This window comes from Janthinobacterium sp. UMAB-60 (genome assembly GCF_900095235.1).
In the GTDB taxonomy this organism is placed as follows: domain Bacteria; phylum Pseudomonadota; class Gammaproteobacteria; order Burkholderiales; family Burkholderiaceae_D; genus Janthinobacterium.
The window spans coordinates 122,691-145,043 of the sequence record NZ_LT607494.1; the positions used below are offsets into that span (position 1 = coordinate 122,691).

The window sequence follows — 22,353 nt, forward strand, 5'->3', positions numbered from 1 at the left end:
GCATGCCGCCGCGCACCTGTGGTAACGTGCATTTCCTTTTATGCGCCACCTCATCATGAATAGCAAACTGACCGGTATCGCCATCGCCGCCGCCATCGCGGCAGCGCTGGCGCTGGCGTACTGGCCTGCGCCCGACGGCGGCGTGCCGGAAGCGGGCGTCGCTGCCGCCAGCGCGCCGCCGCGACGCAGCCTGGAATCGTATATGCATATCGATGCCTCCGTTCCCGCGGCCCAGGCGCCTCTTGTCGTGTCCCTGGCGCAGCGGCTCGAACGCCTGGCCGCCAGCGGCAGGGCGCAAGACGCGTATGCGGCCTACAATCTGCTCGACGACTGCATCGTCTTCCAGCGCGAAAGCCGCCTGCCGGGGCTGGAATTCGAGCTGGGACGCGAGATGACGCCAGAAGAAAAAGCCGCCCAGCAACAGCTGTGCGCGGGGCTGACGCAGCGCCAGCGCGACGACCGCCTGGTTTACCTGGCCACCGCCGCGAAGGCGGGCGTGCCGGGCGCCGCCACCCTGTTCCTGTCGGAAGGCCCGTTCGGCGACCGCAGCGCGCTGCGCAACCGTCCCGACGATCCGCTGGTGCAGGCATGGAAGCGGCAAGCCATCGCCCAACTGACGGCGCAGGCGGACGAGGCGGAACTCTCCAGCGTCGCTACCCTGATGATGGCGTATCTGCGCGACGGCGAAGTGGTGCGGAAAGATGCGCCGCAAGCGTATGGCTACCTGCTGGCCCTGCGCCTCGTTTACGACGATATCCTCGCGCCCGGCGTCACCAATCCGTATCAGGATGAATACTGGCACTGGCTGCAGGACGAGCTGACCCCGGCGCAGCAGGCCGCCGCCGCAGCGAAGGGACAAGCCATCGCGGCGAAATTTCGCCAGCACACGGGGCGTCCCGCGCATGGCTGAACGGGCAAGTAAGGGAAACTAGCCGATCACCACGCGCCGGCTGGCCGTGTTGGTCATCGGTTGGCCGCTGGGGCCGTAGAAATTGCCGCTCTGGGCCGTGGGGCGCATGGCGTTCAGGGCGCCTTGCGTGTGCAGCATGTGCTTGTTGACGAGCAGGCTGTTGAGCCGGTTCTGTTCTTTCGCTTCGCGCGTGGTGTCGAGCAGGGCTTTCCACAGGGGCGCCGCTTCGGCTTCGCTGGCGCTGATCAGCCAGTCTTCCATGCCCGCTTCGGCGGCCGTGAAGCCGGCTGTCGCCAGCGCCTGGTGGCGTTGCGCCGCCAGTTGGCTCAATTGTCCGACGAGTGCCGTCTTGCGCGCCGTGAGCTCCGTGATTGCATCGATGTCAGCCGCAACCAGATGCCGCTGTTCTTCTTTCATCAATGCCAGCAATGTGGTCATGAGCTGTTGCTCGTCGCGCAGGCTGGAAAACGGAGTCACTGATTGCATGAGGGAACCTATCTATTTCGTGAGTGCAGCAAGTCCTTGACTGTGTCGAGGAGACCGTCCGCCACTTTTTCAGAGTTGACCTGGAACTGGCCGTCGGCGATCGCCAGTTTGATGCGTTCGACTTTTTTCGTGTCGAACACGGCGCCGCTGCCGGCAGTTGCACTGGCCGCTAATGCCTGTCCTTGCGGCGACAGGCGTACATTGTCCGACGTCGTCGGTGTTGCCTGGGCTTTCTCGGCATTCCGGGCGCCGGAGGTATTGGCGGGCGCCACCGGCAGGCCGGGATTGCTTTTAATGGTGTTATCGGTAATTTTCACAGCGTGATCCTCGTCTGGTCGAAGTCAGGAAACTCCGGGATATGACTTCTTATCGGCATCCTATCCAGGAACTTTAGTGCGCCAGACTACAATATCGCTATCTATCCGTGTTAAAAGGCGACCTCCACCATGCCGCCCGCGCGCGCCACGCCGCTGATCTGCTGGCCGCTCTGCGTGCGTACCTGCACCGTCTGGCCATCGCCGGCGCTGCCGATGGCGCGTCCTTCTGATGCCACCTGGAAACCGTTGCCATTTGAAACGACGCGCACCAACTGGCCTTGCATGACCACCGGCTTGCGGCGCAGGGTGTCGAGGCGCATCGGCGTGCCTGGCGGCAAGGAAATATTCGTGCTGGCGCCCACCACCTGGGCCATGTCGGTGGCGATGCCTGCCGGCAATGCGGCCAGGTCGCCCTGCATCGTCACCAGCTGGCTGGCGTCGATGGCTTGCCCTTGTGCCAGCGGCACGGCGCTGGCCACGTAGTCGCCCACGACGGCCACGTTGGCCTGCAAATAAATGGTCCAGTTGGAGGGCGCCGTGCAGCGCACGCCCACCGTGGTCTTGCCCCAGGCGCGCGCGCCCGGCGCCATGAACGCTTGCGGCGCGGGGCAGGCGGCCAGGTTCAGGCGCGGATCGACGGCGCCGACGGTGACCGTCACCTTGCCTGGCAAGCCATTGCTTTGCACTTGCAGGAACTGTTCCACGCTGTTGCGCAGCGCTTCCGGCGTCTGCCGGCCGGCGTTTTGCGCCTGTGCCAATAGTGGCAGGGCGGCAAGAGCGAAGAAGAAAGCGAGCGGTGTTTTCATGGTGATAGGCCTCTGGAATAGTGCCATGATAGTGCGCGCAGCGCTGATCGAAGCGCCGATTAAGGGGTAAAAGTACGGTCTGATCCGGCGATGGCCTTGCCGGTGGGCGCCGTACTATGTTTCCTGTCATCACTATACCGCCATCCTTCCGCCATCTCAGGCGCCAGTGGCAGATCTTTCCGGAGCCTGACATGATAGGGAAACTCGACGATTACATGCGCTTCAACGAGACGGCGCTGAGCCTGCGCTCGACGCGCCAGGAATTGCTCGCCTCGAATATCGCGAATGCCGATACGCCCAACTACAAGGCGCGCGATGTCGATTTCGCCAGCGCGCTGAAGGGGGCGATGGCGCGCAACGATGGCGTGCCGCCGGCCCTGAAGGGCACGGCGCCGCAGCATATGCCGGGCAAGGGCGTAGCCGCTGCCGCAGGGAGCGGCACGGGCGGCAAGGTCGAGACCCTGGCCGACGGCACGCCGCTGCTGTACCGCGCGCCGGCCCAGGGTGCCGTCGATGGCAATACGGTGGACATGGATCTTGAACGCAACGCCTTTGCCGACAACGCCATCCGCTACGAGGCGGCCGTGACCTTCCTCAACTCGCAGATCAAGGGCATGCTGACGGCCATCCAGGGAGGACAATAATCATGTCGCTGTTTAATATCTTCAATGTGTCCGGTTCGGCCATGAGCGCCCAGGCGCAGCGCCTGAACACGGTGGCCAGCAATCTGGCCAATGCCGACAGCGCCACCAGCGCCAGCGGCGAAGCCTACCGCGCCAAGCAGGTGGTGTTCGAAGCCGTGCCCATGGCCAACGGCGCCACGGCCGTCAAGGTGCAGAAGGTGATCGAAGACCCGTCGCCGATGAAGCTGGTCTACGACCCGAAGAACCCGCTGGCCGACGAGAAGGGCTACGTCACCATGCCCAACGTGAATACGGTCGACGAGATGGTCAACATGCTGTCGGCCTCGCGCTCGTACCAGACCAACGTGGAAACCATGAACGCGGCCAAGTCGCTGCTCCTGAAAACCCTTTCGCTTGGCCAATAAGGCCGACTGACCATTATGGCAACCATCGATACCAGCACCAGCCCCGTCACCGACCTGATGGCGACAATGAATCCGAAGAAGACGACTGCCGCTGCTGGCAGCGTCGAGGAGGAAACGAACAAATTCCTGACCCTGCTGGTAACCCAGCTGCAAAACCAGGACCCGATGAACCCGCTGGATAATGCGCAGCTGACGAGTCAGCTGGCCCAGTTGTCCACGGTGACGGGCGTCAACAAGCTCAATACCACGCTGGAAACCCTCAAAACCAGCTATCAGCAGGCCGAATCGATGCAGGCGGCGAATATTATCGGCCACGGCGTGCTGACGGCAGGTAAGAACATCACCCTGAGCAAGAGTGCGGCCCTGATGGGCGTGGACCTGGCCACGCCGGCCGACAGCGTCAAGGTCATCATCTACAACAGTGCGGGCAAGGAAGTCCATTCCATCGACCTGGGCCCGCAGGATGCGGGTACCTTGCCGCTGGGCTGGAACGGCTCCACCGCCGACCTCGACAAGGATGGCAAGCCGGTTGTGCTGGCCGACGGCGCCTACACCTTTTCGGTGGAAGCCACGCGCGGCGGGGCCAAGCTCACGGATGCGGCGGCGCTGATGTTCGGTTCGGTCGCCAGCGTGTCGACGGGCGCGGGCGGCGTGAAGTTGAACGTGCCCGGCGTGGGCAGCATCACCATGGCCGATGTGAAACAGATTTTGTAAGCCGCTCATTTGTAGCGTAGACCCTCTACCCCTAATTTCTACCAGGAGAACACAATGTCTTTCCAACAAGGCCTGAGCGGCTTGAATGGCGCCGCCAAATCGCTGGACGTCATCGGCAACAACATCGCCAACTCGGCCACCGTGGGTTTCAAGCAGTCGCAGGCGCAGTTTGCCGACATCTATGCCAACTCGCTGTATGGCGTGGGCGGCAACCAGCCCGGTATCGGCGTGGCCGTGTCGCAAGTGGCGCAGCTGTTCAACCAGGGTAACCTGGAAAGTTCGTCGAATCCGCTCGACATCGCCATCAATGGCGGCGGTTTCTTCCGCACCAGCGTGAACGGCGCCATCCAGTACTCGCGCAACGGCCAGTTCCAGGTCGATAAGAGCGGCTTCATCATCAATGCGCAGAAAGCCCAGCTGACGGGCTATCCGGCCGATGCGAACGGCAAGATCCTGGCCGGCGCCACCGTGCCGCTGCAGATCGACCCGTCCGACATGGCGCCGCAGGCGACCACCAAGGTCGATACCCAGGTCAACCTCGATTCCAACTCGGCCATGCCGACCGTGGTGCCGTTCAGCGTGGGCGAGCAAAAGTCGTGGACCAAGCAATTCCCCGTGCCGGTCTACGACTCGCTGGGCAATTCGCACACGATGTCCAATTTCTACGTCAAGACGGGCACCAATTCCTGGGATGTCTATTCGGCCACTGATGGCAAGGAAATTACCAGCGCGAAAGTAGCCGCGTCGGCGCAGACCGATGCCGCTTCGCTGGCCGCGCGCGCCGCCTACCAGGCCGCCGCCACCGCCGTGCCGCTGGTGCCGGCGGCTATCACGGCCGCCGCCGTCGCCTATGGCAATGCGGCCGGTGCCGCCGTGCGCACCGCCGCCGCCGCGGCCGGCGCCAGCCCCGCCCAGCTGGCCGCCATCAGCGCCACCTATGGCAGCGCCGTGCCCAACGGCGTCAATTCCAGCCTGACGCCAGACCAGATCGACGCCAATATCGCCGCGGTGACGGAGGTGCCCGCCGTGAGGTCGGCTTCGCTGGTGTTCAACAGCGTCGGCAGCCTGGACAAGGCCGCCATGCTGGCACTGACGCCGCCGCAAACCTTGCCGGTGACGGTCAACCTGCCCGTCTTCCCCGCCACGGGCGCGAACGCGAACCTGGCGATCAAGGTCGACTTCACCAATTCCACCCAGCTCAGTTCGTCCACCAGCGAAAAGCGCACCGTGGCTGATGGCTACGCGGCCGGCCAGCTGAGCCGTTTCGTGGTGGGCAGCGATGGCGTGATCCAGGGCCAGTATAACAATGGCCAGACGCGCGACCTGGGCCAGGTGGTATTGACCAAGTTTGCCAATCCGAATGGCCTGGAGCCGCTGGGCAACAATGCCTGGGCGGAAAGCTCGACCTCGGGCAGCCCCATGACGGGTGAGCCGAGCTCGGCCGGGCTAGGCGACTTGCGCGCCTCGGCCGTGGAAGTGTCGAACGTGGACCTGACGGCCGAACTGGTCAACATGATCACGGCCCAGCGCGCCTACCAGGCGAATGCGCAGACCATCAAGACGCAGGATTCTGTCCTGCAAACCCTGGTGAACTTGCGCTAATGGATTGACCCCCTAGCGGCGAAAGGCCGGGGTCGGACCCTGAGGGTCCGACCCCAGTTTTTGCCTTGGGTTGAAAGCAACAGGAGAAACACATGGACCGTCTCATCTACACCGCCGGCTCGGGCGCCAAGCACATCCTGGACAGGCAGGCGACCACGGCGAACAACCTGGCGAACGCCACCAGCACGGGTTTCCGTGCCCAGCTCGACTCGTTCCGCGCCGTGCCCGTGGTGGCCGACGGCATGATGCCGACGCGCGCCTTTGTCGTCGATTCGACGGTCGGTTCCGATTTCACGCAAGGACCCATGCAGCACACGGGCCGCACGCTCGACGTGGCCGTGGAAAATGGCGGCTGGATCGCGGTGCAGTCGGCCGACGGGTCCGAAGCCTATACGCGCAACGGCGCCTTCAAGCTCAATGAAAACGGCATGTTGCAGACACAGTCGGGCTTGATGGTGCAGGGCGATACGGGTCCGCTGGCCATTCCGCCCGGCGTGACGGTGTCCATCGCCGGCGATGGCACGGTGGGCACGATTTCCACGGACGTGCCGCCGGGCCCGTCCACGGTGCTGGGACGCATCAAGCTGGTCAACCCGCCCGAGCAGCAACTGGTGCGCGGCGACGACGGCCTGTTCCGCCTGAAGGATGGCACGGTGGCGCAAGCCGACCCGGCCGTCAAATTGACCACGGGCGCTCTGGAAGGCAGCAATGTCAGCCCCGTCGACTCGATGGTCAGCATGATCGCCCTGGCGCGCCAGTTCGAAACACAAATGAGCTTGTTGAAGAATGCCGAGAATAACGCGGCGAAAGCCACCCAGATCCTCGCTTTGAATTGATAGAGCCGGTCGCATAATGGTTACATAGAAATAGTCTACAGGGCTGGCAAGCGCTGTTATTGGAGAAAAAACATGATTCGTTCCCTTTGGATAGCCAAGACCGGCCTGGAAGCGCAGCAGACGCAGATGGACGTGATCGCCAATAACCTGGCCAACGTCAGCACCACCGGCTTCAAGAAGTCGCGCGCCGTGTTTGAAGACTTGCTGTATCAAAATGTGCGCCAGCCGGGCGCGCAATCCTCGCAGCAAACCCAGCTGCCGTCGGGCTTGCAGATCGGCACGGGCGTGCGCACCGTGGCTACCGAACGCATCCATACCCAGGGCAATCCCCAGGCGTCGGGCAATTCGCGCGACGTGATGGTCAACGGCACCGGTTTCTTCCAGGTGCTGCTGCCCGATGGCTCCACCGCCTACACGCGCGACGGTTCCTTCCAGACCGATGCCAATGGCCAGATGGTGACCTCCGAAGGCTTCGTCATCCAGCCTGCCATCACTGTACCGACGAATGCGCTGAGCCTGACCGTGGCGCGCGACGGCACCGTCTCCGTTACCTTGCCCAATACCGTGGCGCCATCGCAGATCGGCTCGCTGCAGCTGACCACCTTCGTCAATCCGGCCGGCCTGGAATCGAAGGGTGAAAACCTGTACATGGAAACGGGCGCCTCCGGCGTGGCGCAGACGAATACCCCGGGTACGAATGGCGCCGGCGTGTTGATGCAGGGATATATCGAGACCTCGAACGTCAACGTGGCCGAGGAAATGGTCAACATGATCCAGACGCAGCGCGCCTACGAAATCAACAGCAAGGCCATCACCACATCCGACCAGATGCTGCAAAAACTTTCTCAATTGTAATTTTTTTAGTTGTCATGCCATCCGCCGCCGGATGGCAGCGGAGGTTCGCCATGCAATACCCCATCATCGCCCTGTTGTCCGCAGTCCTGTTGTCCGGCTGCGCCATCACGCCTACGTCCATCGTGCAATACCCGACCACCACGCGCGCGCCGATGCCGGAACCCGTGGTCGTCAACAACGGTTCCATCTACCAGCCGTCGACCTACCGTCCCGCCTTCGAAGACCGCCGCGCCCGCCACGTGGGCGACACCATGACGATCGCCATCACCGAGCGCACGAATGCCGTCAAGGCGGGCGCCAGCTCCGGCAACAAGTCGGGCAGCGTGGGTTTCAGCACGCCCGGCTTCGCCCAGGGCCGCCTGGGCGGCACCGTGGCGGCGAATGGCGCGACCAAGTTTGCCGACGGCGACAACCAGTCCGCCAGCAATACCTTTTCCGGCACGATCGGTGTGACGGTCATCGAGGAATTGCCTAATGGCAACCTGATCGTCGCTGGCGAGAAACAGATCGCCATGAACAAGGGTACGGAATTCATCCGCTTTTCGGGCATGGTCAATCCTGACACGATCGGCATCGGCAACGTCGTGCCATCGACCCAGGTGGCCGACGCACGCGTCGAATACCGCACCAACAGCCAGATCGACCGCGCCGAAATGGCCTCGATGGCCTCGCGCTTCTTCCTCAGCCTGTTGCCGTTCTGATCATGGCGACCCTGACCTTTCCCCGTTTGCTGGCCGTCTGCGGCCTGGTATTCTCCCTGCTGGCGCCGATGGCGCAGGCCGAGCGCATCAAGGACCTGGCCAGCATCGCCGGCGTGCGCCAGAATCAGTTGATGGGCTATGGTCTGGTCGTCGGCCTCGACGGCAGCGGCGACCAGACCACGCAAACGCCGTTCACCATCCAGAGCGTGGCGGCGATGCTGCAGCAGCAAGGTATCAACTTGCCGCAAGGCACCAGTTTGCAGCTGAAAAACGTGGCCGCCGTGATGGTGACGACGTCCTTGCCCGCGTTTGCCCAGCCGGGCCAGATGCTGGACGTGACCGTGTCGTCGATGGGCAATGCGAAAAGCTTGCGCGGCGGCACATTATTGATGACGCCATTGAAGGGCGCCGATGGCCAGGTGTACGGCATGGCGCAGGGCAATGTACTGGTGGGCGGCGTGGGCGCGCAGGCGGCCGGCAGCTCCATCGTCATCAATCACCTGAGCGTGGGGCGCATCTCGGGCGGCGCCACCGTCGAGCGCACGGTGCCCTCGGTGCTGGGCGCCAATAACACCATCCGCCTGGAATTGAATGCCACCGATTTCGCCACCGCCAGCCGCGTGGTCGACGCCATCAACAGCCGCTACGGCGCCGGCACGGCCGCCGCGCTGGACGGGCGCGTGATTCAGGTGCAGTCGCCGGGCAGCAGCGACCAGCGCGTGACCTTCCTGGGCCAGCTGGAAAGCATCGAAGTCAATCCGGCCCGCCTGGCGGCCAAGGTCATCATGAATGCGCGCACCGGTTCCGTCGTGATGAACCAGTCCGTGACCCTGGAAACATGCGCCATTTCGCACGGCAACCTGTCCGTCACCATCAATGTCGAGCCGCAGGTGAGCCAGCCAGCGCCCCTGTCGGGCGGGCGCACGGTGGTCACGCAGACGGCGCAGATCGATATCAAGAAGGAACCGGGCAAGGTCATGCTGGTCAAGGGCGGCGCGTCGCTGTCCGACGTGGTGAAAGCCTTGAACGCCATCGGCGCCTCGCCGCAAGACTTGCTGGCCATTCTGCAGGCGATGAAGGCGGCCGGTTCGCTGCGCGCCGAACTCGAAATCATTTGATGGGCACGCCATGATCAGCCAAACCGACCTCAGCAATACCGCCGCCTACGACGTCAAGGGCATGGATGGCTTGCGCCAGTCCGCCAAGGCGAAGGACCCTGCCGCCCTGAAAGAGGCCGCTACGCAATTTGAAGCCATGTTCATCAACATGATGATGAAAAGCATGCGCGACGCGACGCCGCAGGACGGCATCATGGATAGCCAGCAAAGCAAGATGTACACCTCGATGCTGGACCAGCAGACGAGCCAGAACCTGGCCAAGCGGGGCACGGGCCTGGCCGATGTGCTGATCCGCCAGCTGTCGTCCTCGAACCAGGCGCTGGCCGCCGATGGCGCCGAAGCGCCGTCGCCCCGCTCGTCGAGCATGACGCAGGCGCTGGCCGCGTTCCGCCAGCAGCAGGGCGCCCTGACCGACGGTGCAAGCAGTGCCAGCGGCAGCGGCAAGACCCTGAGCGACAAGGCCAACGCCACGCAGGCGCCGCATGTGCGCGCCTTCCAGGAAAAGCTGGGCGTGCATGCGGAAGAAGCCAGCCGCGCCACCGGCATCCCGGCCAAGTTCATGCTGGGTCAGGCGGCGCTGGAGACGGGCTGGGGCAAGCGCGAAATCATCAGCCGCGACGGCAGCAGCAGCCACAACCTGTTCGGCATCAAGGCGTCAAACGACTGGAAGGGCAAGGTCACGGAAGCCGTCACCACGGAATATGTGAATGGCAAGGCGCAGCGCAAGGTGGAAAAATTCCGCGCCTATGACAGCTACGCGGACAGCTTCAAGGATTATGCGCAGTTGATTACCAACAACAAACGCTATGAAAAAGTGCTGGCCAGCGCGGGCGACGCCAGCACCTTCGCCCAGGGCTTGCAAAAGGCTGGCTACGCGACGGACCCGAATTACGCTGCCAAATTAACAAAAATTATCAAGCATTCGCTGGTGGGCTAACCACCAGCCGTGCCCCTGTGCAGGCCGCGCGCTTCAAGTTTTCGCCGCGGCTGCCGTAAATACATGTGACGGTAACCAATAAGACACCATGACTTCGAATCTACTCAGCATCGGTAAGAGCGGTTTGCTTGCAGCGCAGGTGGGCCTGTCGACGACCGGGCATAACATCACCAATGCGAATGTACCCGGCTACAATCGCCAGACGGTGCTGCAGCAGACTTCGCAGTCGAACTTTGCCGGCTATGGCTTCGTCGGCACGGGCACGGAAGTGTCGCAGATCAAGCGCCAGTACGACAGCTTCATGGCCACCCAGGTCAATGCCGCACAAAGCGCCACCAGCGCGCTCGATAGCTATTACACGCAGATCAGCCAGATCGACAACTTGATGGCCGACCCCACGGCGGGCCTGTCGCCCGCCCTGCAAGACTTCTTCAAGGGCGTGCAGGACTTCAGCGCCAATCCTTCTTCTGTCGCCTCGCGCCAGGCGTTGCTGTCGAGCGCCGGCTCGCTCACTTCCCGCTTCCAGGGTCTGAGCGCGCGCCTGACGGAGATCGGCGACGGCGTCAATTCGCAGATTACGTCGAATGTGACGGTGATTAATACCTACGCCAAGCAGCTCGCCGACCTGAACAAGTCGATTTCCCAGTTGTCGGTCGATGCCAGCAACCAGCCCAACGATCTGCTGGACCAGCGCGACCAGCTGATCACGGAATTGAACAAATATGTCAAGGCGACGGTGCAACCCGCTGCCAACAATACCGTCACCATTTCCATCGGCGCGGGCCAGCCGCTGGTGGTGGCGGACCGCAGCTTCCAGCTGGCGGCGACGCCTTCTGCGACGGACCCGAACCGCATCGAGGTGGGTTATGTCACGGGCAGTACCGTCAGCGTGCTGCCGGACAGCTCCCTGACCGGCGGCTCGCTGGGCGGCTTGCTCGATTTCCGCAGCGGCACCCTGGACAATGTGCAGAACTCGCTGGGCAAGGTGGCCATCGCGCTGGCCAGTACCTTCAACGACCAGCACAAGCTGGGCCAGGACTTGAATGGCGCCATGGGCGGCGACTTTTTCAAGATACCCGACCCCGTGATCGGCGCCGACCGCGGCAACAACCCCAGCAGCACCACCGTGCTGTCGGCCAAGGTCAGCGACCCCACCCAGCTGACGGCCAGCGATTACAGCCTGAAATACGACGGCAGCAATTATGTGGTGACGCGCGAATCGGACGGTGCACACACCATCATCAATCCGTACCCGCAAACGGCGCCGCAAACCATCGACGGCGTCGATTTCTCGATCTCGGGCACGGCCGCCCAAGGCGACAACTACGTCATCAGGCCGACGGCGAATGGCGCGGCCGGCCTGGCCGTGCTGGTCACCGACCGCAACAAGATCGCCGCCGCCGCTCCCATCGCCACCTCGGCGCCGGTGGCCAATACGGGCACGGGCAAGCTCAGCGCCGGCTCAGTCGACAAGGCCTACTTGAGCCCGGGCAATGCCCTGACGGGTCCCCTGACCTTGACATATGACAAGGCGACCACTTCGCTGACGGGTTTCCCGGCCGGCCAGGCGGTGACGGTCAAGGGCTTGAATGGCGCCACCACGACCTATCCGGCCGGCACGGCGAACATCCCGTATACGGAAGGCGACAACTTCAGCTTTGGCGGCATCAATGTGAGCATGACGGGCACGCCGGCGCAGGGCGATACCTTCACCATTGCGCCGAACTCGGGCGGCGTGGGCGACAATCGCAATGCGGCGCTATTGGCGGGCTTGCAGACGAAGAACATCCTCGATGGCGGCAATGCCACGTTCCAGGGTTCATATGCGCAAACCGTCAGCTTCGTGGGCAACAAGACGCGCGAAGTGCAGGTCAGCGGCCTGGCCAGCCAGGCATTGCTGCAGCAGACCAGCACCCAGCAGCAGTCCGTTTCCGGCGTCAACCTCGATGAAGAGGCGGCCAACCTGCTGCGTTACCAGCAGTCCTACCAGGCGTGCGGCAAAGTCATGCAGATTGCCAGCACCCTGTTCGACGTAGTCATCGGCCTGGGGCGTTAATCAATTTTCGCCGCGGCGCAGCGCGCGGCGGCTTTCTGGAAGGGCAGCATCATGCGCATCAGCACACGAATGATTTATGACCAGGGCAGCTCGCAGCTCAATACGCTGCAGGGCGCCTTGAACCGTACGCAGATGCAACTGTCGGCGAACCGCCGCAACCTGACGCCGGCCGACGACCCGATCGCCTCGGCGCGCGCGTTGGAAGTGACGCAGTCGCAATCGATCAATACCCAGTTCGTGACGAACCGTTCGAACGCGAAAAATTTCCTGTCGCAGGAAGACCTGGCGCTGGCCAGCACCACCTCGCTGATCGCCGACGTGAAAGACCTGGTCTTGCAGGCTGGTAATCCTTCCCTCAAGGATGTCGACCGCGATACCCTGGCCAAGGAGCTGGAAGGCCGACTGACCGACTTGATGGGCATCGCCAACACGGCCGACGGTGCCGGCGGCTACCTGTTTTCCGGCTATAAATCCACCACCCAGCCATTCAGCCAGACGCCGACGGGCGCCACCTATGTGGGCGACCAGGGCCAGCGCGAACTGCAGGTGGGCTCGGCGCGCTACCTCGCTACCAGCGATTCCGGTGCCACCGTGTTCGAAAATAACCTGACCGGCAACGGCAAGTTCACCACGGCGGCCGCCACCGCCAACTTCACGCGCGGCGGCTCGGGTGTCATTTCGGGCGGCACGGTGACGGACCCGTCGGCCTTGACAGGACACAAGTATTCGATCGATTTCAAGGTCACGGGCACGGGTACCACTGCCGTTACCACCTACACCGTCACCGACGCCACCTTGGGCCAGACGGTGCCGAATCCCGCCGTTCCCGTTCCCTACAAAGCAGGCGACGCCATCACCTTCGACGGCCAGCAGGTAAATATCGCGGGCGTGCCGGCGGACCAGGACAGCTTTACGCTGGCGCCGAGCGCCAAGGAATCGTTGTTTACCACCGTGAAAAACCTGATCGGCGTGCTGCGCCAGCCGGGCAGCGGCGATGCGGGCCAGGCGCGCCTGACGAACGGCTTGAACGCCGCGCACAATATTCTCGACACGGCCTACGATAATGTGCTGTCCGTGCGCGCGGACGTCGGTTCGCGCATGAAGGAACTCGATTATCTCGGCAGCGCCGGCGACGATCTCGACATCCAGTACGCCACCACCCTGTCGGACCTGCAAGACCTCGATATGGTGAAAGCCATTTCCACTTTCAGCCAGCAGCAAGTCACCCTGCAGGCGGCGCAAAAATCGTTCACCTCGATCTCGGGCCTGTCGCTGTTCAATTACATCAGCTAAGCCATCCGTCGCGCTAGCGGGCCGGGGTAGGGAGTGCATCTTCCGCCCCGGCTTTTTTGCGTCCGCAATCTGGCTATTCTGGCAAGATATGCAGGTAAACTGTGCAGCCTACCTGCATATCTGTTATAGTGGAGCCTGTTGATCCATTACCTGCCTCCCATGCACACCCCACAAGAAGAGCACGAACACGTATTGCAACTGGCCGGCGAATTGCGCATCCTGGTCGGCAAATTGCGCCGCCGCCTGCGCGAAGAGGCGCACCTGGGCGATGTCAGCATGTCGCAGGCATCCGTGCTGAGCCGCCTCGAGCGCGACGGTCCGGCCACCGCCAGCAGCCTGGCGCGCGCCGAAGGCATGCGTCCGCAGTCGATGGCCGCCACCGTGCAAGCCTTGACGCAAGCGCGGATGGTGACGGGCTCGCCCGACCCGCTCGATGGCCGGCAGACGCTGTTGACCCTGACGGACGGTTGCCGCGCCTGGATCGCGGCCAGCCGCGCCGCGCGCGAAGACTGGCTGGCACGCACGATTGAAACCCGGCTCACGCCGGACGAAGTCACCGAACTGAACCATGCGGTGGCCTTACTCAAACGCTTGGCGGAATGATCCGCTGAATTTTCCACCACGCCCCCGGCAAGGAGCCCGCACGCCCAGATGAACAACACATTCCGTTCGTTACGCATTCCCAATTACCGTATCTGGGCCGGCGGCGCCCTGGTGTCGAATATCGGCACCTGGATGCAGCGCACGGCGCAGGATTGGCTGGTGCTGAGCGAATTGACGCAGCACAATGCCAGCGCCGTCGGCATCGTCATGGCCTTGCAATTCGGCCCGCAACTGCTGTTGCTGCCCCTGACGGGCATGGCGGCCGACTTGCTGGACCGCAGGAAATTGCTGCTGTGCACGCAGGCGGCCATGGGCTTGCTGGCGCTGGGACTCGGGATCTTGTGCATCAGCGGCCTGGTACAACTGTGGCATGTGTATGTGTTTGCTTTCCTGCTGGGCTGCGTGACGGCCTTCGATTCGCCCGTGCGCCAGACTTTTGTTGCCGAAATCGTCGGCGAGGAAGATTTGACGAATGCCGTGGCGCTCAATTCCACCTCGTTCAATGCGGCGCGCATGCTGGGCCCGGCCGTGGCCGGCTTGCTGATCAGCAGCGTCGGCAGCGGCTGGGTCTTCATCATCAACGCCGTCTCGTTTGCCGCCGTGATCGGTTCGCTGTTGCTGCTGCGCGTGGAACTGCTGCGCCGCGCACCGCGCATCAAGGCCACGCGCGCCAGCCTGGGCGAGGGTTTCCGCTACGTGCGCCAGCGGCCCAACCTGATGGCCATCCTGCTGATGCTGTTCCTGATCGGCACTTTCGGCTTGAACTTTCCGATTTTCCTCTCGACCATGTCGGTGACGGCCTTCCATGCGGGCGCCGGCCAGTATGGCGTGCTCAGTTCCGTGATGGCGTGCGGCTCCGTGGCCGGTGCCTTGCTGGCGGCGGGGCGCGGCCAGCCCACGCTGGCCTTGCTGCTGGGGGCGGCGGCGCTGTTCGGCCTGGCCTGTGCGCTGGCCGCCGTGATGCCCAATTACTGGCTGTTCGGCATGATGCTGGTGGTCATCGGCATCGCCGCGCAAACGTTTACCACCAGCGTCAACAGCAGCGTGCAATTGTCGACGGCGCCTGCCATGCGGGGCCGCGTGATGGCCATCCTGCTGGCCATCTCGGCGGGCGGCACGCCGCTGGGTGCCCCCGTCGTGGGCTGGGTGGCCGATACCTTCGGCCCGCGCTGGGCGCTGGGCATCGCCGCGCTGTCGGGCCTGGCGGCGGCGCTGGTCGGCGTGCGCTACCTGGTCAAGCATCACCAGTTGCGTTTGAATGTCGATGTGCGGCGCTGGCGCATGGCGCTCAGCAGCGACCAGCCCTGAGCCTGGCAATCAGGGCGGCAGCAGGCCCGTGCGGGCGGCGGCCACGATGGCTGCGCTCAAGCCGTCGAGCAGGCCGGACGCGGCGCGTGCCGTATGCCAGTACAGGGCGACGTCGAGCGGGGTATCCGGCAGCAGTTCGACCAGGCTGCCATTGTCAAGATGCGGCTGGATCAGCGCCTGCGGGTGCAAGCCCCAGCCCAGCCCATGCCGGCCAGGCCGGCCGTGACGAAGGCGTGCGACGAGGGCAGGGCATGGCGCGGCAATTCCACGTGCCGGTGGCACAGGCGGCGCACCCAGCGCGCCTGCAGCTCATCCTTGGCATTGAAGACGAGGCTGGGCGCCAGCGCCAGGCTGGCGGCGCCGACGCCCAGGGGAAAATAGCGCTGCAGGAAAGCGGGACTGGCGGCCGCCAGGTAGTGCATGGCGCCCAGCGGGCGGCTGTTGCAGCCCGATGCGGGCCGGGCCGTGGCGCTGATCGCCGCCGACGGTGGGGTGGGGTGGGATTGGGCCTGGGCGCCATCCTGGCCCAGGCGGCGGCGTTTACCTTGCTTAACCCGCATGTGTATCTGGATACGGTATTGCTGGTGGGAAGTATTGGTGCCCAGCAGCCGGGCGCGCTGCGCGGCTGGTTTATTGTTGGCGCCAGCGCCGCCGGCCTGCTGTGGTTTGCTTGTCTGGGCTATGGCGCGCGCCGGCTGGCGCGGTGGTTTGCGCGGCCCCGCGCCTGGCAAGTGCTCGATGGCTTGATCGGCGTGACCATGTTCGTGCTGTCGGCGCTGTTGCTGCGCCACGCGCTGGGCTGGTAGTCCTGATCAGCGCGCTGCCGGCAACGGTGCCGGCGCAGGCGTTGCCGGGCGCAGGGGATTTGGCGGCGCGGGCGGCGGTGGCCGGTCGCGCGTGGCAAAGCCGCGCGGCAGCAAACGCGCCGTTTCTATGCCGCGCAGGAACATGTTCTGGAACGGCGTGGCCAGGTAGGGCAGGACCATGCCGATCACCAGCAAGCCCACGCCCAGAGTGACGGGAAAACCGATACCGAAAATGTTCAGCTGTGGCGCGGCTCGCGTCAAGATGCCCAGCGCCACGTTGGTCAGCAGCAGGGCGGCGATGATGGGCAGCGAAATCTGCAGGCCGGAACGGAAGATTTCCCCGCCCCAGGCCGCCAATTGCTGGAAACCGCCGCCGCTGATGGGACTCGACGAAATGGGCAGGCTGACAAAGCTTTCCGCCAGCGCCGCCAGCAAGACCAGGTGGCCGTTGACTGTGAGAAACATCAACGTGGCCAGCATGACGAGGAACTGGCTGATGGCGGACGACCTGCCCTTGGTCTGCGGATCGAAGAACGAGGCGAAGCCCAGGCCCATGGTGAGACTGCTGAGCTCGCCGGCCATTTCGATGGCGGAAAACACGATGCGGATGGAAAAGCCCATGGCCAGGCCCACCAGCATCTCTTGCGTCAGGATCAGCAAGCCGGGCAAGGACATCGGGTTGACGGCCGGCAAGGCCGGCACGGTGGGCGCGATGATCATGGCCAGCAGCGCGCCCAGGGTCACCTTGACGGTGGCCGGCACGGCCGCGTTGCCGAACAGGGGCGCGGCCGCGATCAGGCCGAGGATGCGGCTAAGCGGCCACAGCAGTGCTGCGATCCAGGTATTCAGTTCGATGCTCGACAGGGTCAGCATGGCGTATGCCGTGGCCGCATGCCTAGCCCACCAGGTTCGGGATGCCCGTAAATACCTGGCGCATGTAGTCGAGCATGACGGACAGCATCCACGGACCGGCCACGACGAGGGCGACAAAGATGCCGACCAGCTTGGGGATGAAGGACAGGGTCGCCTCGTTGATCTGCGTGGCCGCCTGGAAAATACTCACGATCAAGCCGATGATGAGGGCGACGAGCAGCATGGGCGCGGCCACCATCAGGGTGATTTCCATCGCATGGCGGCCCAGGGTCATGACGCTTTCGGGTGTCATCGTATTTCCCCTAGTAAAAACTCTGAGACAAGGAGCCCAGCAGCAATTGCCAGCCATCGACGAGCACGAACAGCATCAGCTTGAACGGCAGCGAGATCGTCGCGGGCGACATCATCATCATGCCCATCGACATCAGCACGCTGGCGACCACCATGTCGATGATCAAAAACGGGATGAAGATGGCAAAGCCGATCTGGAATGCCGTCTTCAGTTCGCTGGTGACGAAGGCGGGCACGAGGATGCGCAGCGGCACGTCTTCCGGACCTTGCAGGGCCGGCGAACGCGACATCTTGGCAAACAGCGCCAGGTCGGCCTGGCGCGTCTGCTTGATCATGAAGGTTTTCAGGGGATCGACGCCCTTGTCCATCGCCTGCTGCATGCTGATCTTGTTTTCCTGATAAGGCAGGTAGGCATCCGTATAAATCTTGTCGAACACGGGGCCCATGACGAACAGGGTCAGGAACAGGGCCAGTCCCACCAGCACCTGGTTCGGCGGCGACGATTGCGTGCCGATGGCCTGGCGCAGCAGGGACAGCACGATGATGATGCGCGTGAAGCAGGTCATCATCAGGAGGGCCGCCGGCAGGAAGGTGAGCGACGTCATCAGGATGAGCGTCTGCACCGGCAGCGAGTAATTCTGTCCGCCGCCCGGCGCCGGCGTGCTGTTGAAGGCGGGGATACCCGGCTGGGCCATGGCCCACAGCGGCAAGGCCAGGGCGACGGCCGCCAGCAGCCAGGTCAGGGGAGTCTTTACGTTGGACCATGCCATCTGCTGCTTATTTCCCATTGCGTTTTTCGATGGTCTGTTTCAGCCACTCGGAAAAATTGGCGGCCGCGGGGCCGTTTTGCGTCGTTGCCAGTTGCGGCAACTCGCCTTCCTGGCGTGGCATGGTGGCCAGCGCATTGATGCGGCCGGGCGAGGCGCCGACGACGATCCACTGGTCGGCCACTTCGACGAGGACGATGCGTTCGCGTCCGCCCAGATTGAGCGAACTGACGACGCGCATCTTGTTGTTGCCGCCCATCACCTTGGGGCCATAGCGCTTCATGAACCAGGCCAGGCCGATCAGCAGGGCCAGCACGAATACCAGCGCGAAAATGGTTTGCAGCAGGCTGCCGGCCGAGCTCGTCGGTGCCATCGTCATGGGCGCGCCGGCCGGCATGGCGGGCATGGCGGCGGCAGGCGCGGGTGCCGCTGCAGCGGCGGCGGCAGCGGGTTTTTCAGATGCAACTTCGGCAGCTGCGCTGGCCGCCGCCGTTTCAGCCGGGGCCGAAGCAGGTACGGGCGCCGAAGCGGGCGCCGCCAGCGCAATGCCGCATGCCGCCAGGAGCGGCAGCACGGTGGAAATCAACAGGCCAGGCTTCATTTATTCAATTTTCGGATGCGTTCGGAAGGCGTGATGATGTCGGTCAGGCGGATACCAAACTTGTCATTCACCACCACCACTTCGCCCTGGGCGATCAGGCAGCCGTTCACCAGCACGTCCATCGGTTCGCCCGCCAGGCCGTCGAGCTCGACCACGGAACCCTGTGCCAGTTGCAGCAGGTTCTTGATGGCGATCTTGGTGCGGCCCAGTTCGACCGTCAGCTGCACGGGGATATCGAGGATGAAATCGATATCGTTGTGCGTTTCCGACTTCGACGCCTGCTTGGAAAAGTCCTTGAACACGGCGGCGCTGGCCGCGCTGGCCGTATTGGCGGCCTGGTTTTGCAGCGCTTCGGCTTCCGCCTTGGCCTGCTCGGCAATCGCCGCGCCCCAATCGTCTTCCGCGCTTTGGTCGTCTTGGTTGTCAGACATGTGTTTCTCCTGTTGTACAGATACGGGCCGCAACGCGACCCGGGTATTGATTTAGTGATTATTCATGTTATCGGAATTTGCCAACAACTTTTCAACCTTCAGCGCATATTGTCCGTTCAACACGCCATACGTGCAATCCATCACGGGCACGCCGTCGACGGTGGCGGCGATCAGTTCGGGTATATTCAGCGGAATGATGTCGCCCACCTTCATGTTCAAAATCTCGTCGAACGAGACGCGCGCCGTGCCCAGCGAAGCCACCAGTTCGACTTCGGCGATCTGGATCTGCTGCGTCATCAGGCGGATCCAGCGCTTGTCCACTTCCAGCGCTTCGCCCTGCAGGCTCGAGGTCAGCGAATCGCGGATCGGCTCGATCATCGAATACGGCATGCAGAAGTGGATTTGTCCGGAAACGGAGCCCAGTTCCACCGTAAACGTGGACGCCACCACCACTTCGTTCGGCGTGGCGATGTTGGCGAACTGCGTGTTCATTTCCGAACGGATATATTCGAATTCGACGGGGAAGACCGGCTCCCACGACTTGGTGTAGGCTTCAAAGACGATGTCGAGGATGCGCAAGATGATGCGCTGCTCTGTCTGCGTAAAGTCACGTCCTTCGACACGCGTATGAAAACGTCCGTCGCCGCCAAACAGATTGTCGACCAGCAGGAACACCAGGCCCGGATCGAAGACCATCAGGGCCGTGCCGCGCAGCGGCTTCATGTGTACCAGGTTCAGATTGGTCGGCACCACCAGGTTGCGGATGAACTCGCTGTACTTCGACACGCGCACGGAACCCACCGATACTTCGGCGCTGCGGCGCAGGAAGTTGAACAGGCCCACGCGCAGCAGCCGGGCGAAACGCTCGTTGATAATTTCCAACGTTGGCATCCGGCCGCGCACGATGCGCTCCTGGGTTGCCAGGTTGTAGGTACGAACTCCCGTGACATCTTCCGGCGCCTGCGCGTCGTCCTGGTCTCCGTTGACGCCCTTCAGAAGGGCATCGACTTCTTCCTGGGAGAGGAAATTATCGGCCATGGCTGCTTATTGAATGATGAATGCGGTAAATAATACGTCCGTCACGTCCTGCTCCGGCCCTTTGTCCTCGAACGGCTGGTTCACCTGATTGATGATTTCGGCCGCCAGTTGCTGCTTGCCTTCCACGGTATTGAGTTCGGATGCCTTCTTGCCGGACAGCAGCAGCAGCAAGCGGCTGCGCACTTTCGGCATGTTGACCTTGATCAAGTCCATTTCTTCCGGGCTGCTGGCCTGCAAGGTAAACGCGATCTGCAGGTATTGCTCGCCATTTTCCGGCTGCAAGTTGACGGTGAAGGAGTCGACGGGCACGAAGACGGGCGGACCTGCCTTGGAAGCGGCATGTTTTTTCTTGCTGGGCGCCGCTTCTTCTTTATCGGCCTTGCCGTGCAGGAAGTACCAGGCTGCACCGCCACCGATGCCGCCGGCCACCAGCACCGAGGCCAGCACGATGATCAGAAGCTTCTTTTTCGAGGCGCCGGGGGGGGCCAGGCCTGCATCTGCTTTCGGATCTGCTTTCATTTTTGGATTTGCTTTCAATGGTACTCGAGTGCATGGAAGTGGATCACGACGCCATTATGTCATTATCGGCAAATTCTGCGCAGAAGGATGCAGTGAAAAGAGGGCGGAAGCGCCCTCAACTCGCTGTTTTTAGACGAAAAGTTACTCCCTGGGGCGCACCTGCGGCCTGCGGCCGATGAATTGGCCTCAGGCAAAGGTATCCACGGCACTCAGGCTGGGCCGGCTGCGTCCACCCGCCGCCGGCGCGATGGCGATCTCGCCACCGGAGACACCGCCGCCCTGGCCATTGCCGCGGCGTTCGCCCGAGGCGGCACGCTCGCCATTGTGTTGCTGTTCCGGCGTGCCGGCCGAGACGGTGGCGCTGCCGAAGGCGATGCCCGCTTCGCTCATCATCTCGCGCAGGCGCGGCATGGCCGCTTCCAGCGCCTGGCGTACTTCGGGCTGGGCCGACATGAAGGCGGCATCGGCCTGGTCATTGGTGACCGTCAGGACCACTTGCACAGGCCCCAGGTCGGGTGGATTCAGTGTCAGGGTGGCGCTCTGGTCGCCACCGGCCGCCATCCACACGACTTTTTGTCCCAGTTGCTGGTCCCAGGCCGGCGTGCCGACCCGGCCCGTCAGTTTGTCTGCCGGCACGGCCACGGCGGCGGCCTGTTGCAGCGCGCCTGGCTGCAACTGCGCCGCCAGGCGGCTCAGGTCGGCTGGTGCTTCCTTGATGACCGGTTCGGCCACGGCGCTGCCGGCCCTGGCCGTGGCCGCCAGCTGCGCGTCGATGGCCAGCTTGCCCGGCTCGGCCTTGCCGTTCGGCACGCTGGCGCCTGGTGTGGCGGCTGCCTTGCCCTGAGCCAGGCCCAGGCTGTCGGCAAAGTCGCCGCTGTCGGCTTGTGCGATGACGGTGGCGGCGGCCTTGCCGCTGCCCTGGCCGGCTGCCAGCAAGGGCCCTGTGGCCAGACCCTTGGCGTCGGCCTTGACGCTGGCGCGCGCGGGCAGTTCCGGCGCGGCCTTGGCTGCCGGCGGCTGGATCGCCAGTTGGATGTTGCCCACCAGGGCCAGCATCTCGGCGGCCGGATCGGCCGGCGGCGGGACTGGCGCGGCGGGAACGCTGGCCTCGGCCGTGGCGCTGTCGCTGGTGGCGGGCGCCTCGCTGGCCGGCGCGGATGGCTGTTCCTTGTTGGCGGCCTGTTCGGTGCCCGCTTGCGCCGGCTTCGCTTCGCTCGCTGGAGCCTGGGCAGGCGCCTGCGTGGCGGCAGGGCTGGCGGGGCGGGGCGCTGGTACTTGCGCTTGCGCCATATTGCGGCTGGCCTGGCGTTGCTCGATCTGGCGGTTCAAGGTGCGCTGGAAGTCGCCGTCGCCGGATGGCTGCTGGGCGCGGTTGGCCGGGCCTGGCGTGGCGTTCGGCGAGACGATCTGGGAAATCGGGTTTTGCAGGGTTTGCAT

25 protein-coding genes and 2 pseudogenes are annotated in these 22,353 nt (G+C 63.7%); 15 read left to right on the forward strand and 12 right to left on the reverse strand.

Annotated features, from left to right (window positions below; translation table 11 throughout):
• The first annotated feature begins 55 nt into the window (after positions 1-55).
• Positions 56-910, forward strand: a complete 855-nt coding sequence (locus K0F86_RS20025) for a hypothetical protein (protein WP_219135997.1) — start codon at positions 56-58, stop codon at positions 908-910.
• An 18-nt stretch (positions 911-928) separates the two neighbouring features.
• On the opposite strand, the gene K0F86_RS20030 is transcribed toward K0F86_RS20025, so the two are convergent.
• From K0F86_RS20030 to flgA, 3 genes are all read right to left on the reverse strand, one after another.
• Entirely contained in the window at positions 929-1,396 is a 468-nt protein-coding gene (locus K0F86_RS20030) for a flagella synthesis protein FlgN (protein WP_219135998.1), read from the reverse strand.
• Positions 1,397-1,404: 8 nt separating this feature from the next.
• On the reverse strand, positions 1,405-1,713 hold the full coding sequence (flgM, locus tag K0F86_RS20035; protein ID WP_034754089.1) for a flagellar biosynthesis anti-sigma factor FlgM: 309 nt from the start codon (positions 1,711-1,713) through the stop codon (positions 1,405-1,407).
• Positions 1,714-1,823: 110 nt separating this feature from the next.
• Positions 1,824-2,519 (reverse strand): flagellar basal body P-ring formation chaperone FlgA, encoded by a 696-nt coding sequence (gene flgA, locus K0F86_RS20040; RefSeq protein WP_219135999.1) that lies wholly within the window; start codon positions 2,517-2,519, stop codon positions 1,824-1,826.
• 191 nt (positions 2,520-2,710) lie between these two features.
• Here flgA and flgB point away from each other — a divergent pair, with 191 nt between their 5' ends.
• From flgB to K0F86_RS20105, 13 genes are all read left to right on the forward strand, one after another.
• Positions 2,711-3,163: a flagellar basal body rod protein FlgB gene (gene flgB / locus K0F86_RS20045; protein ID WP_219136000.1), complete on the forward strand. Its 453-nt coding sequence runs from the start codon at positions 2,711-2,713 to the stop codon at positions 3,161-3,163.
• A gap of 2 nt (positions 3,164-3,165) precedes the next feature.
• Positions 3,166-3,567, forward strand: a complete 402-nt coding sequence (gene flgC, locus K0F86_RS20050) for a flagellar basal body rod protein FlgC (RefSeq protein WP_219136001.1) — start codon at positions 3,166-3,168, stop codon at positions 3,565-3,567.
• Positions 3,568-3,582: 15 nt separating this feature from the next.
• Positions 3,583-4,281, forward strand: a complete 699-nt coding sequence (locus tag K0F86_RS20055; protein ID WP_219136002.1) for a flagellar hook assembly protein FlgD — start codon at positions 3,583-3,585, stop codon at positions 4,279-4,281.
• Positions 4,282-4,335: 54 nt separating this feature from the next.
• Complete coding sequence (locus K0F86_RS20060) at positions 4,336-5,883, forward strand: flagellar hook protein FlgE (RefSeq protein WP_219136003.1); 1,548 nt, start codon at positions 4,336-4,338, stop codon at positions 5,881-5,883.
• A gap of 92 nt (positions 5,884-5,975) precedes the next feature.
• Positions 5,976-6,719 (forward strand): flagellar basal body rod protein FlgF, encoded by a 744-nt coding sequence (locus tag K0F86_RS20065; protein ID WP_219136004.1) that lies wholly within the window; start codon positions 5,976-5,978, stop codon positions 6,717-6,719.
• A 72-nt stretch (positions 6,720-6,791) separates the two neighbouring features.
• Positions 6,792-7,574, forward strand: coding sequence for a flagellar basal-body rod protein FlgG (gene flgG / locus K0F86_RS20070; RefSeq protein WP_219136005.1), 783 nt, complete (start codon positions 6,792-6,794; stop codon positions 7,572-7,574).
• A 50-nt stretch (positions 7,575-7,624) separates the two neighbouring features.
• A complete protein-coding gene (locus K0F86_RS20075) occupies positions 7,625-8,275 on the forward strand; it encodes a flagellar basal body L-ring protein FlgH (protein ID WP_219136006.1) in 651 nt (216 codons plus the stop codon).
• A gap of 2 nt (positions 8,276-8,277) precedes the next feature.
• Positions 8,278-9,393: a flagellar basal body P-ring protein FlgI gene (locus K0F86_RS20080; RefSeq protein ID WP_219136007.1), complete on the forward strand. Its 1,116-nt coding sequence runs from the start codon at positions 8,278-8,280 to the stop codon at positions 9,391-9,393.
• A 10-nt stretch (positions 9,394-9,403) separates the two neighbouring features.
• Entirely contained in the window at positions 9,404-10,330 is a 927-nt protein-coding gene (gene flgJ, locus K0F86_RS20085) for a flagellar assembly peptidoglycan hydrolase FlgJ (RefSeq protein ID WP_219136008.1), read from the forward strand.
• Between the two features lie 88 nt (positions 10,331-10,418).
• Positions 10,419-12,386 carry a flagellar hook-associated protein FlgK gene (flgK, locus tag K0F86_RS20090; protein ID WP_219136009.1) on the forward strand — a complete coding sequence of 656 codons (1,968 nt, stop codon included), beginning with the start codon at positions 10,419-10,421 and terminating at the stop codon, positions 12,384-12,386.
• A gap of 51 nt (positions 12,387-12,437) precedes the next feature.
• Positions 12,438-13,679, forward strand: a complete 1,242-nt coding sequence (flgL, locus tag K0F86_RS20095; protein ID WP_219136010.1) for a flagellar hook-associated protein FlgL — start codon at positions 12,438-12,440, stop codon at positions 13,677-13,679.
• A gap of 159 nt (positions 13,680-13,838) precedes the next feature.
• Complete coding sequence (locus K0F86_RS20100) at positions 13,839-14,282, forward strand: MarR family winged helix-turn-helix transcriptional regulator (RefSeq protein WP_219136011.1); 444 nt, start codon at positions 13,839-13,841, stop codon at positions 14,280-14,282.
• A 48-nt stretch (positions 14,283-14,330) separates the two neighbouring features.
• On the forward strand, positions 14,331-15,590 hold the full coding sequence (locus K0F86_RS20105; protein ID WP_219136012.1) for an MFS transporter: 1,260 nt from the start codon (positions 14,331-14,333) through the stop codon (positions 15,588-15,590).
• A gap of 9 nt (positions 15,591-15,599) precedes the next feature.
• Here K0F86_RS20105 and K0F86_RS20110 read toward each other — a convergent pair.
• Positions 15,600-16,072: pseudogene (locus K0F86_RS20110) on the reverse strand (LysR substrate-binding domain-containing protein); the annotation flags it as partial.
• Between the two features lie 9 nt (positions 16,073-16,081).
• On the opposite strand from K0F86_RS20110, the pseudogene K0F86_RS20115 reads away from it, so the two are divergent.
• Positions 16,082-16,396 (forward strand): annotated as a pseudogene (locus K0F86_RS20115) (LysE/ArgO family amino acid transporter); the annotation flags it as partial.
• A 6-nt stretch (positions 16,397-16,402) separates the two neighbouring features.
• Here K0F86_RS20115 and fliR read toward each other — a convergent pair.
• From fliR to K0F86_RS20155, 8 genes are all read right to left on the reverse strand, one after another.
• The gene (gene fliR / locus K0F86_RS20120; RefSeq protein WP_219136013.1) at positions 16,403-17,269 is read right to left on the reverse strand and encodes a flagellar biosynthetic protein FliR; all 867 of its coding nucleotides are present in this window, start codon (positions 17,267-17,269) and stop codon (positions 16,403-16,405) included.
• Positions 17,270-17,291: 22 nt separating this feature from the next.
• Complete coding sequence (gene fliQ / locus K0F86_RS20125) at positions 17,292-17,561, reverse strand: flagellar biosynthesis protein FliQ (protein WP_035821365.1); 270 nt, start codon at positions 17,559-17,561, stop codon at positions 17,292-17,294.
• A 10-nt stretch (positions 17,562-17,571) separates the two neighbouring features.
• Positions 17,572-18,330, reverse strand: a complete 759-nt coding sequence (gene fliP / locus K0F86_RS20130) for a flagellar type III secretion system pore protein FliP (RefSeq protein WP_219136014.1) — start codon at positions 18,328-18,330, stop codon at positions 17,572-17,574.
• A 7-nt stretch (positions 18,331-18,337) separates the two neighbouring features.
• Entirely contained in the window at positions 18,338-18,928 is a 591-nt protein-coding gene (gene fliO / locus K0F86_RS20135) for a flagellar biosynthetic protein FliO (RefSeq protein WP_219136015.1), read from the reverse strand.
• Positions 18,925-19,359 (reverse strand): flagellar motor switch protein FliN, encoded by a 435-nt coding sequence (fliN, locus tag K0F86_RS20140; RefSeq protein ID WP_034754038.1) that lies wholly within the window; start codon positions 19,357-19,359, stop codon positions 18,925-18,927. Before fliN ends, fliO begins: the two co-directional genes overlap by 4 nt.
• Before the next feature lie 51 nt (positions 19,360-19,410).
• Positions 19,411-20,397 (reverse strand): flagellar motor switch protein FliM, encoded by a 987-nt coding sequence (fliM, locus tag K0F86_RS20145; protein ID WP_071075860.1) that lies wholly within the window; start codon positions 20,395-20,397, stop codon positions 19,411-19,413.
• A gap of 6 nt (positions 20,398-20,403) precedes the next feature.
• Positions 20,404-20,916: a flagellar basal body-associated protein FliL gene (gene fliL, locus K0F86_RS20150; RefSeq protein WP_219136016.1), complete on the reverse strand. Its 513-nt coding sequence runs from the start codon at positions 20,914-20,916 to the stop codon at positions 20,404-20,406.
• Positions 20,917-21,102: 186 nt separating this feature from the next.
• Positions 21,103-22,353, reverse strand: a complete 1,251-nt coding sequence (locus K0F86_RS20155; RefSeq protein WP_257572256.1) for a flagellar hook-length control protein FliK — start codon at positions 22,351-22,353, stop codon at positions 21,103-21,105.

Bases quoted from the DNA above. Each gene is read 5' to 3' on its own strand.
- K0F86_RS20080 (WP_219136007.1), top strand. From the start codon at position 8,278: ATGGCGACCCTGACCTTTCCCCGTTTGCTGGCCGTCTGCGGCCTGGTA.
- K0F86_RS20100 (WP_219136011.1), top strand. From the start codon at position 13,839: ATGCACACCCCACAAGAAGAGCACGAACACGTATTGCAACTGGCCGGC.
- K0F86_RS20055 (WP_219136002.1), top strand. From the start codon at position 3,583: ATGGCAACCATCGATACCAGCACCAGCCCCGTCACCGACCTGATGGCG.
- flgK (WP_219136009.1), top strand. From the start codon at position 10,419: ATGACTTCGAATCTACTCAGCATCGGTAAGAGCGGTTTGCTTGCAGCG.
- K0F86_RS20025 (WP_219135997.1), top strand. From the start codon at position 56: ATGAATAGCAAACTGACCGGTATCGCCATCGCCGCCGCCATCGCGGCA.
- fliQ (WP_035821365.1), bottom strand. From the start codon at position 17,561: ATGACACCCGAAAGCGTCATGACCCTGGGCCGCCATGCGATGGAAATC.
- K0F86_RS20155 (WP_257572256.1), bottom strand. From the start codon at position 22,353: ATGCAAACCCTGCAAAACCCGATTTCCCAGATCGTCTCGCCGAACGCC.
- fliN (WP_034754038.1), bottom strand. From the start codon at position 19,359: ATGTCTGACAACCAAGACGACCAAAGCGCGGAAGACGATTGGGGCGCG.
- fliL (WP_219136016.1), bottom strand. From the start codon at position 20,916: ATGAAAGCAGATCCGAAAGCAGATGCAGGCCTGGCCCCCCCCGGCGCC.
- flgC (WP_219136001.1), top strand. From the start codon at position 3,166: ATGTCGCTGTTTAATATCTTCAATGTGTCCGGTTCGGCCATGAGCGCC.
- flgB (WP_219136000.1), top strand. From the start codon at position 2,711: ATGATAGGGAAACTCGACGATTACATGCGCTTCAACGAGACGGCGCTG.
- fliR (WP_219136013.1), bottom strand. From the start codon at position 17,269: ATGCTGACCCTGTCGAGCATCGAACTGAATACCTGGATCGCAGCACTG.
- flgJ (WP_219136008.1), top strand. From the start codon at position 9,404: ATGATCAGCCAAACCGACCTCAGCAATACCGCCGCCTACGACGTCAAG.
- fliM (WP_071075860.1), bottom strand. From the start codon at position 20,397: ATGGCCGATAATTTCCTCTCCCAGGAAGAAGTCGATGCCCTTCTGAAG.
- flgA (WP_219135999.1), bottom strand. From the start codon at position 2,519: ATGAAAACACCGCTCGCTTTCTTCTTCGCTCTTGCCGCCCTGCCACTA.
- K0F86_RS20060 (WP_219136003.1), top strand. From the start codon at position 4,336: ATGTCTTTCCAACAAGGCCTGAGCGGCTTGAATGGCGCCGCCAAATCG.
- K0F86_RS20030 (WP_219135998.1), bottom strand. From the start codon at position 1,396: ATGCAATCAGTGACTCCGTTTTCCAGCCTGCGCGACGAGCAACAGCTC.
- flgG (WP_219136005.1), top strand. From the start codon at position 6,792: ATGATTCGTTCCCTTTGGATAGCCAAGACCGGCCTGGAAGCGCAGCAG.
- K0F86_RS20075 (WP_219136006.1), top strand. From the start codon at position 7,625: ATGCAATACCCCATCATCGCCCTGTTGTCCGCAGTCCTGTTGTCCGGC.
- K0F86_RS20105 (WP_219136012.1), top strand. From the start codon at position 14,331: ATGAACAACACATTCCGTTCGTTACGCATTCCCAATTACCGTATCTGG.
- flgL (WP_219136010.1), top strand. From the start codon at position 12,438: ATGCGCATCAGCACACGAATGATTTATGACCAGGGCAGCTCGCAGCTC.
- fliP (WP_219136014.1), bottom strand. From the start codon at position 18,330: ATGGCATGGTCCAACGTAAAGACTCCCCTGACCTGGCTGCTGGCGGCC.
- fliO (WP_219136015.1), bottom strand. From the start codon at position 18,928: ATGAAGCCTGGCCTGTTGATTTCCACCGTGCTGCCGCTCCTGGCGGCA.
- K0F86_RS20065 (WP_219136004.1), top strand. From the start codon at position 5,976: ATGGACCGTCTCATCTACACCGCCGGCTCGGGCGCCAAGCACATCCTG.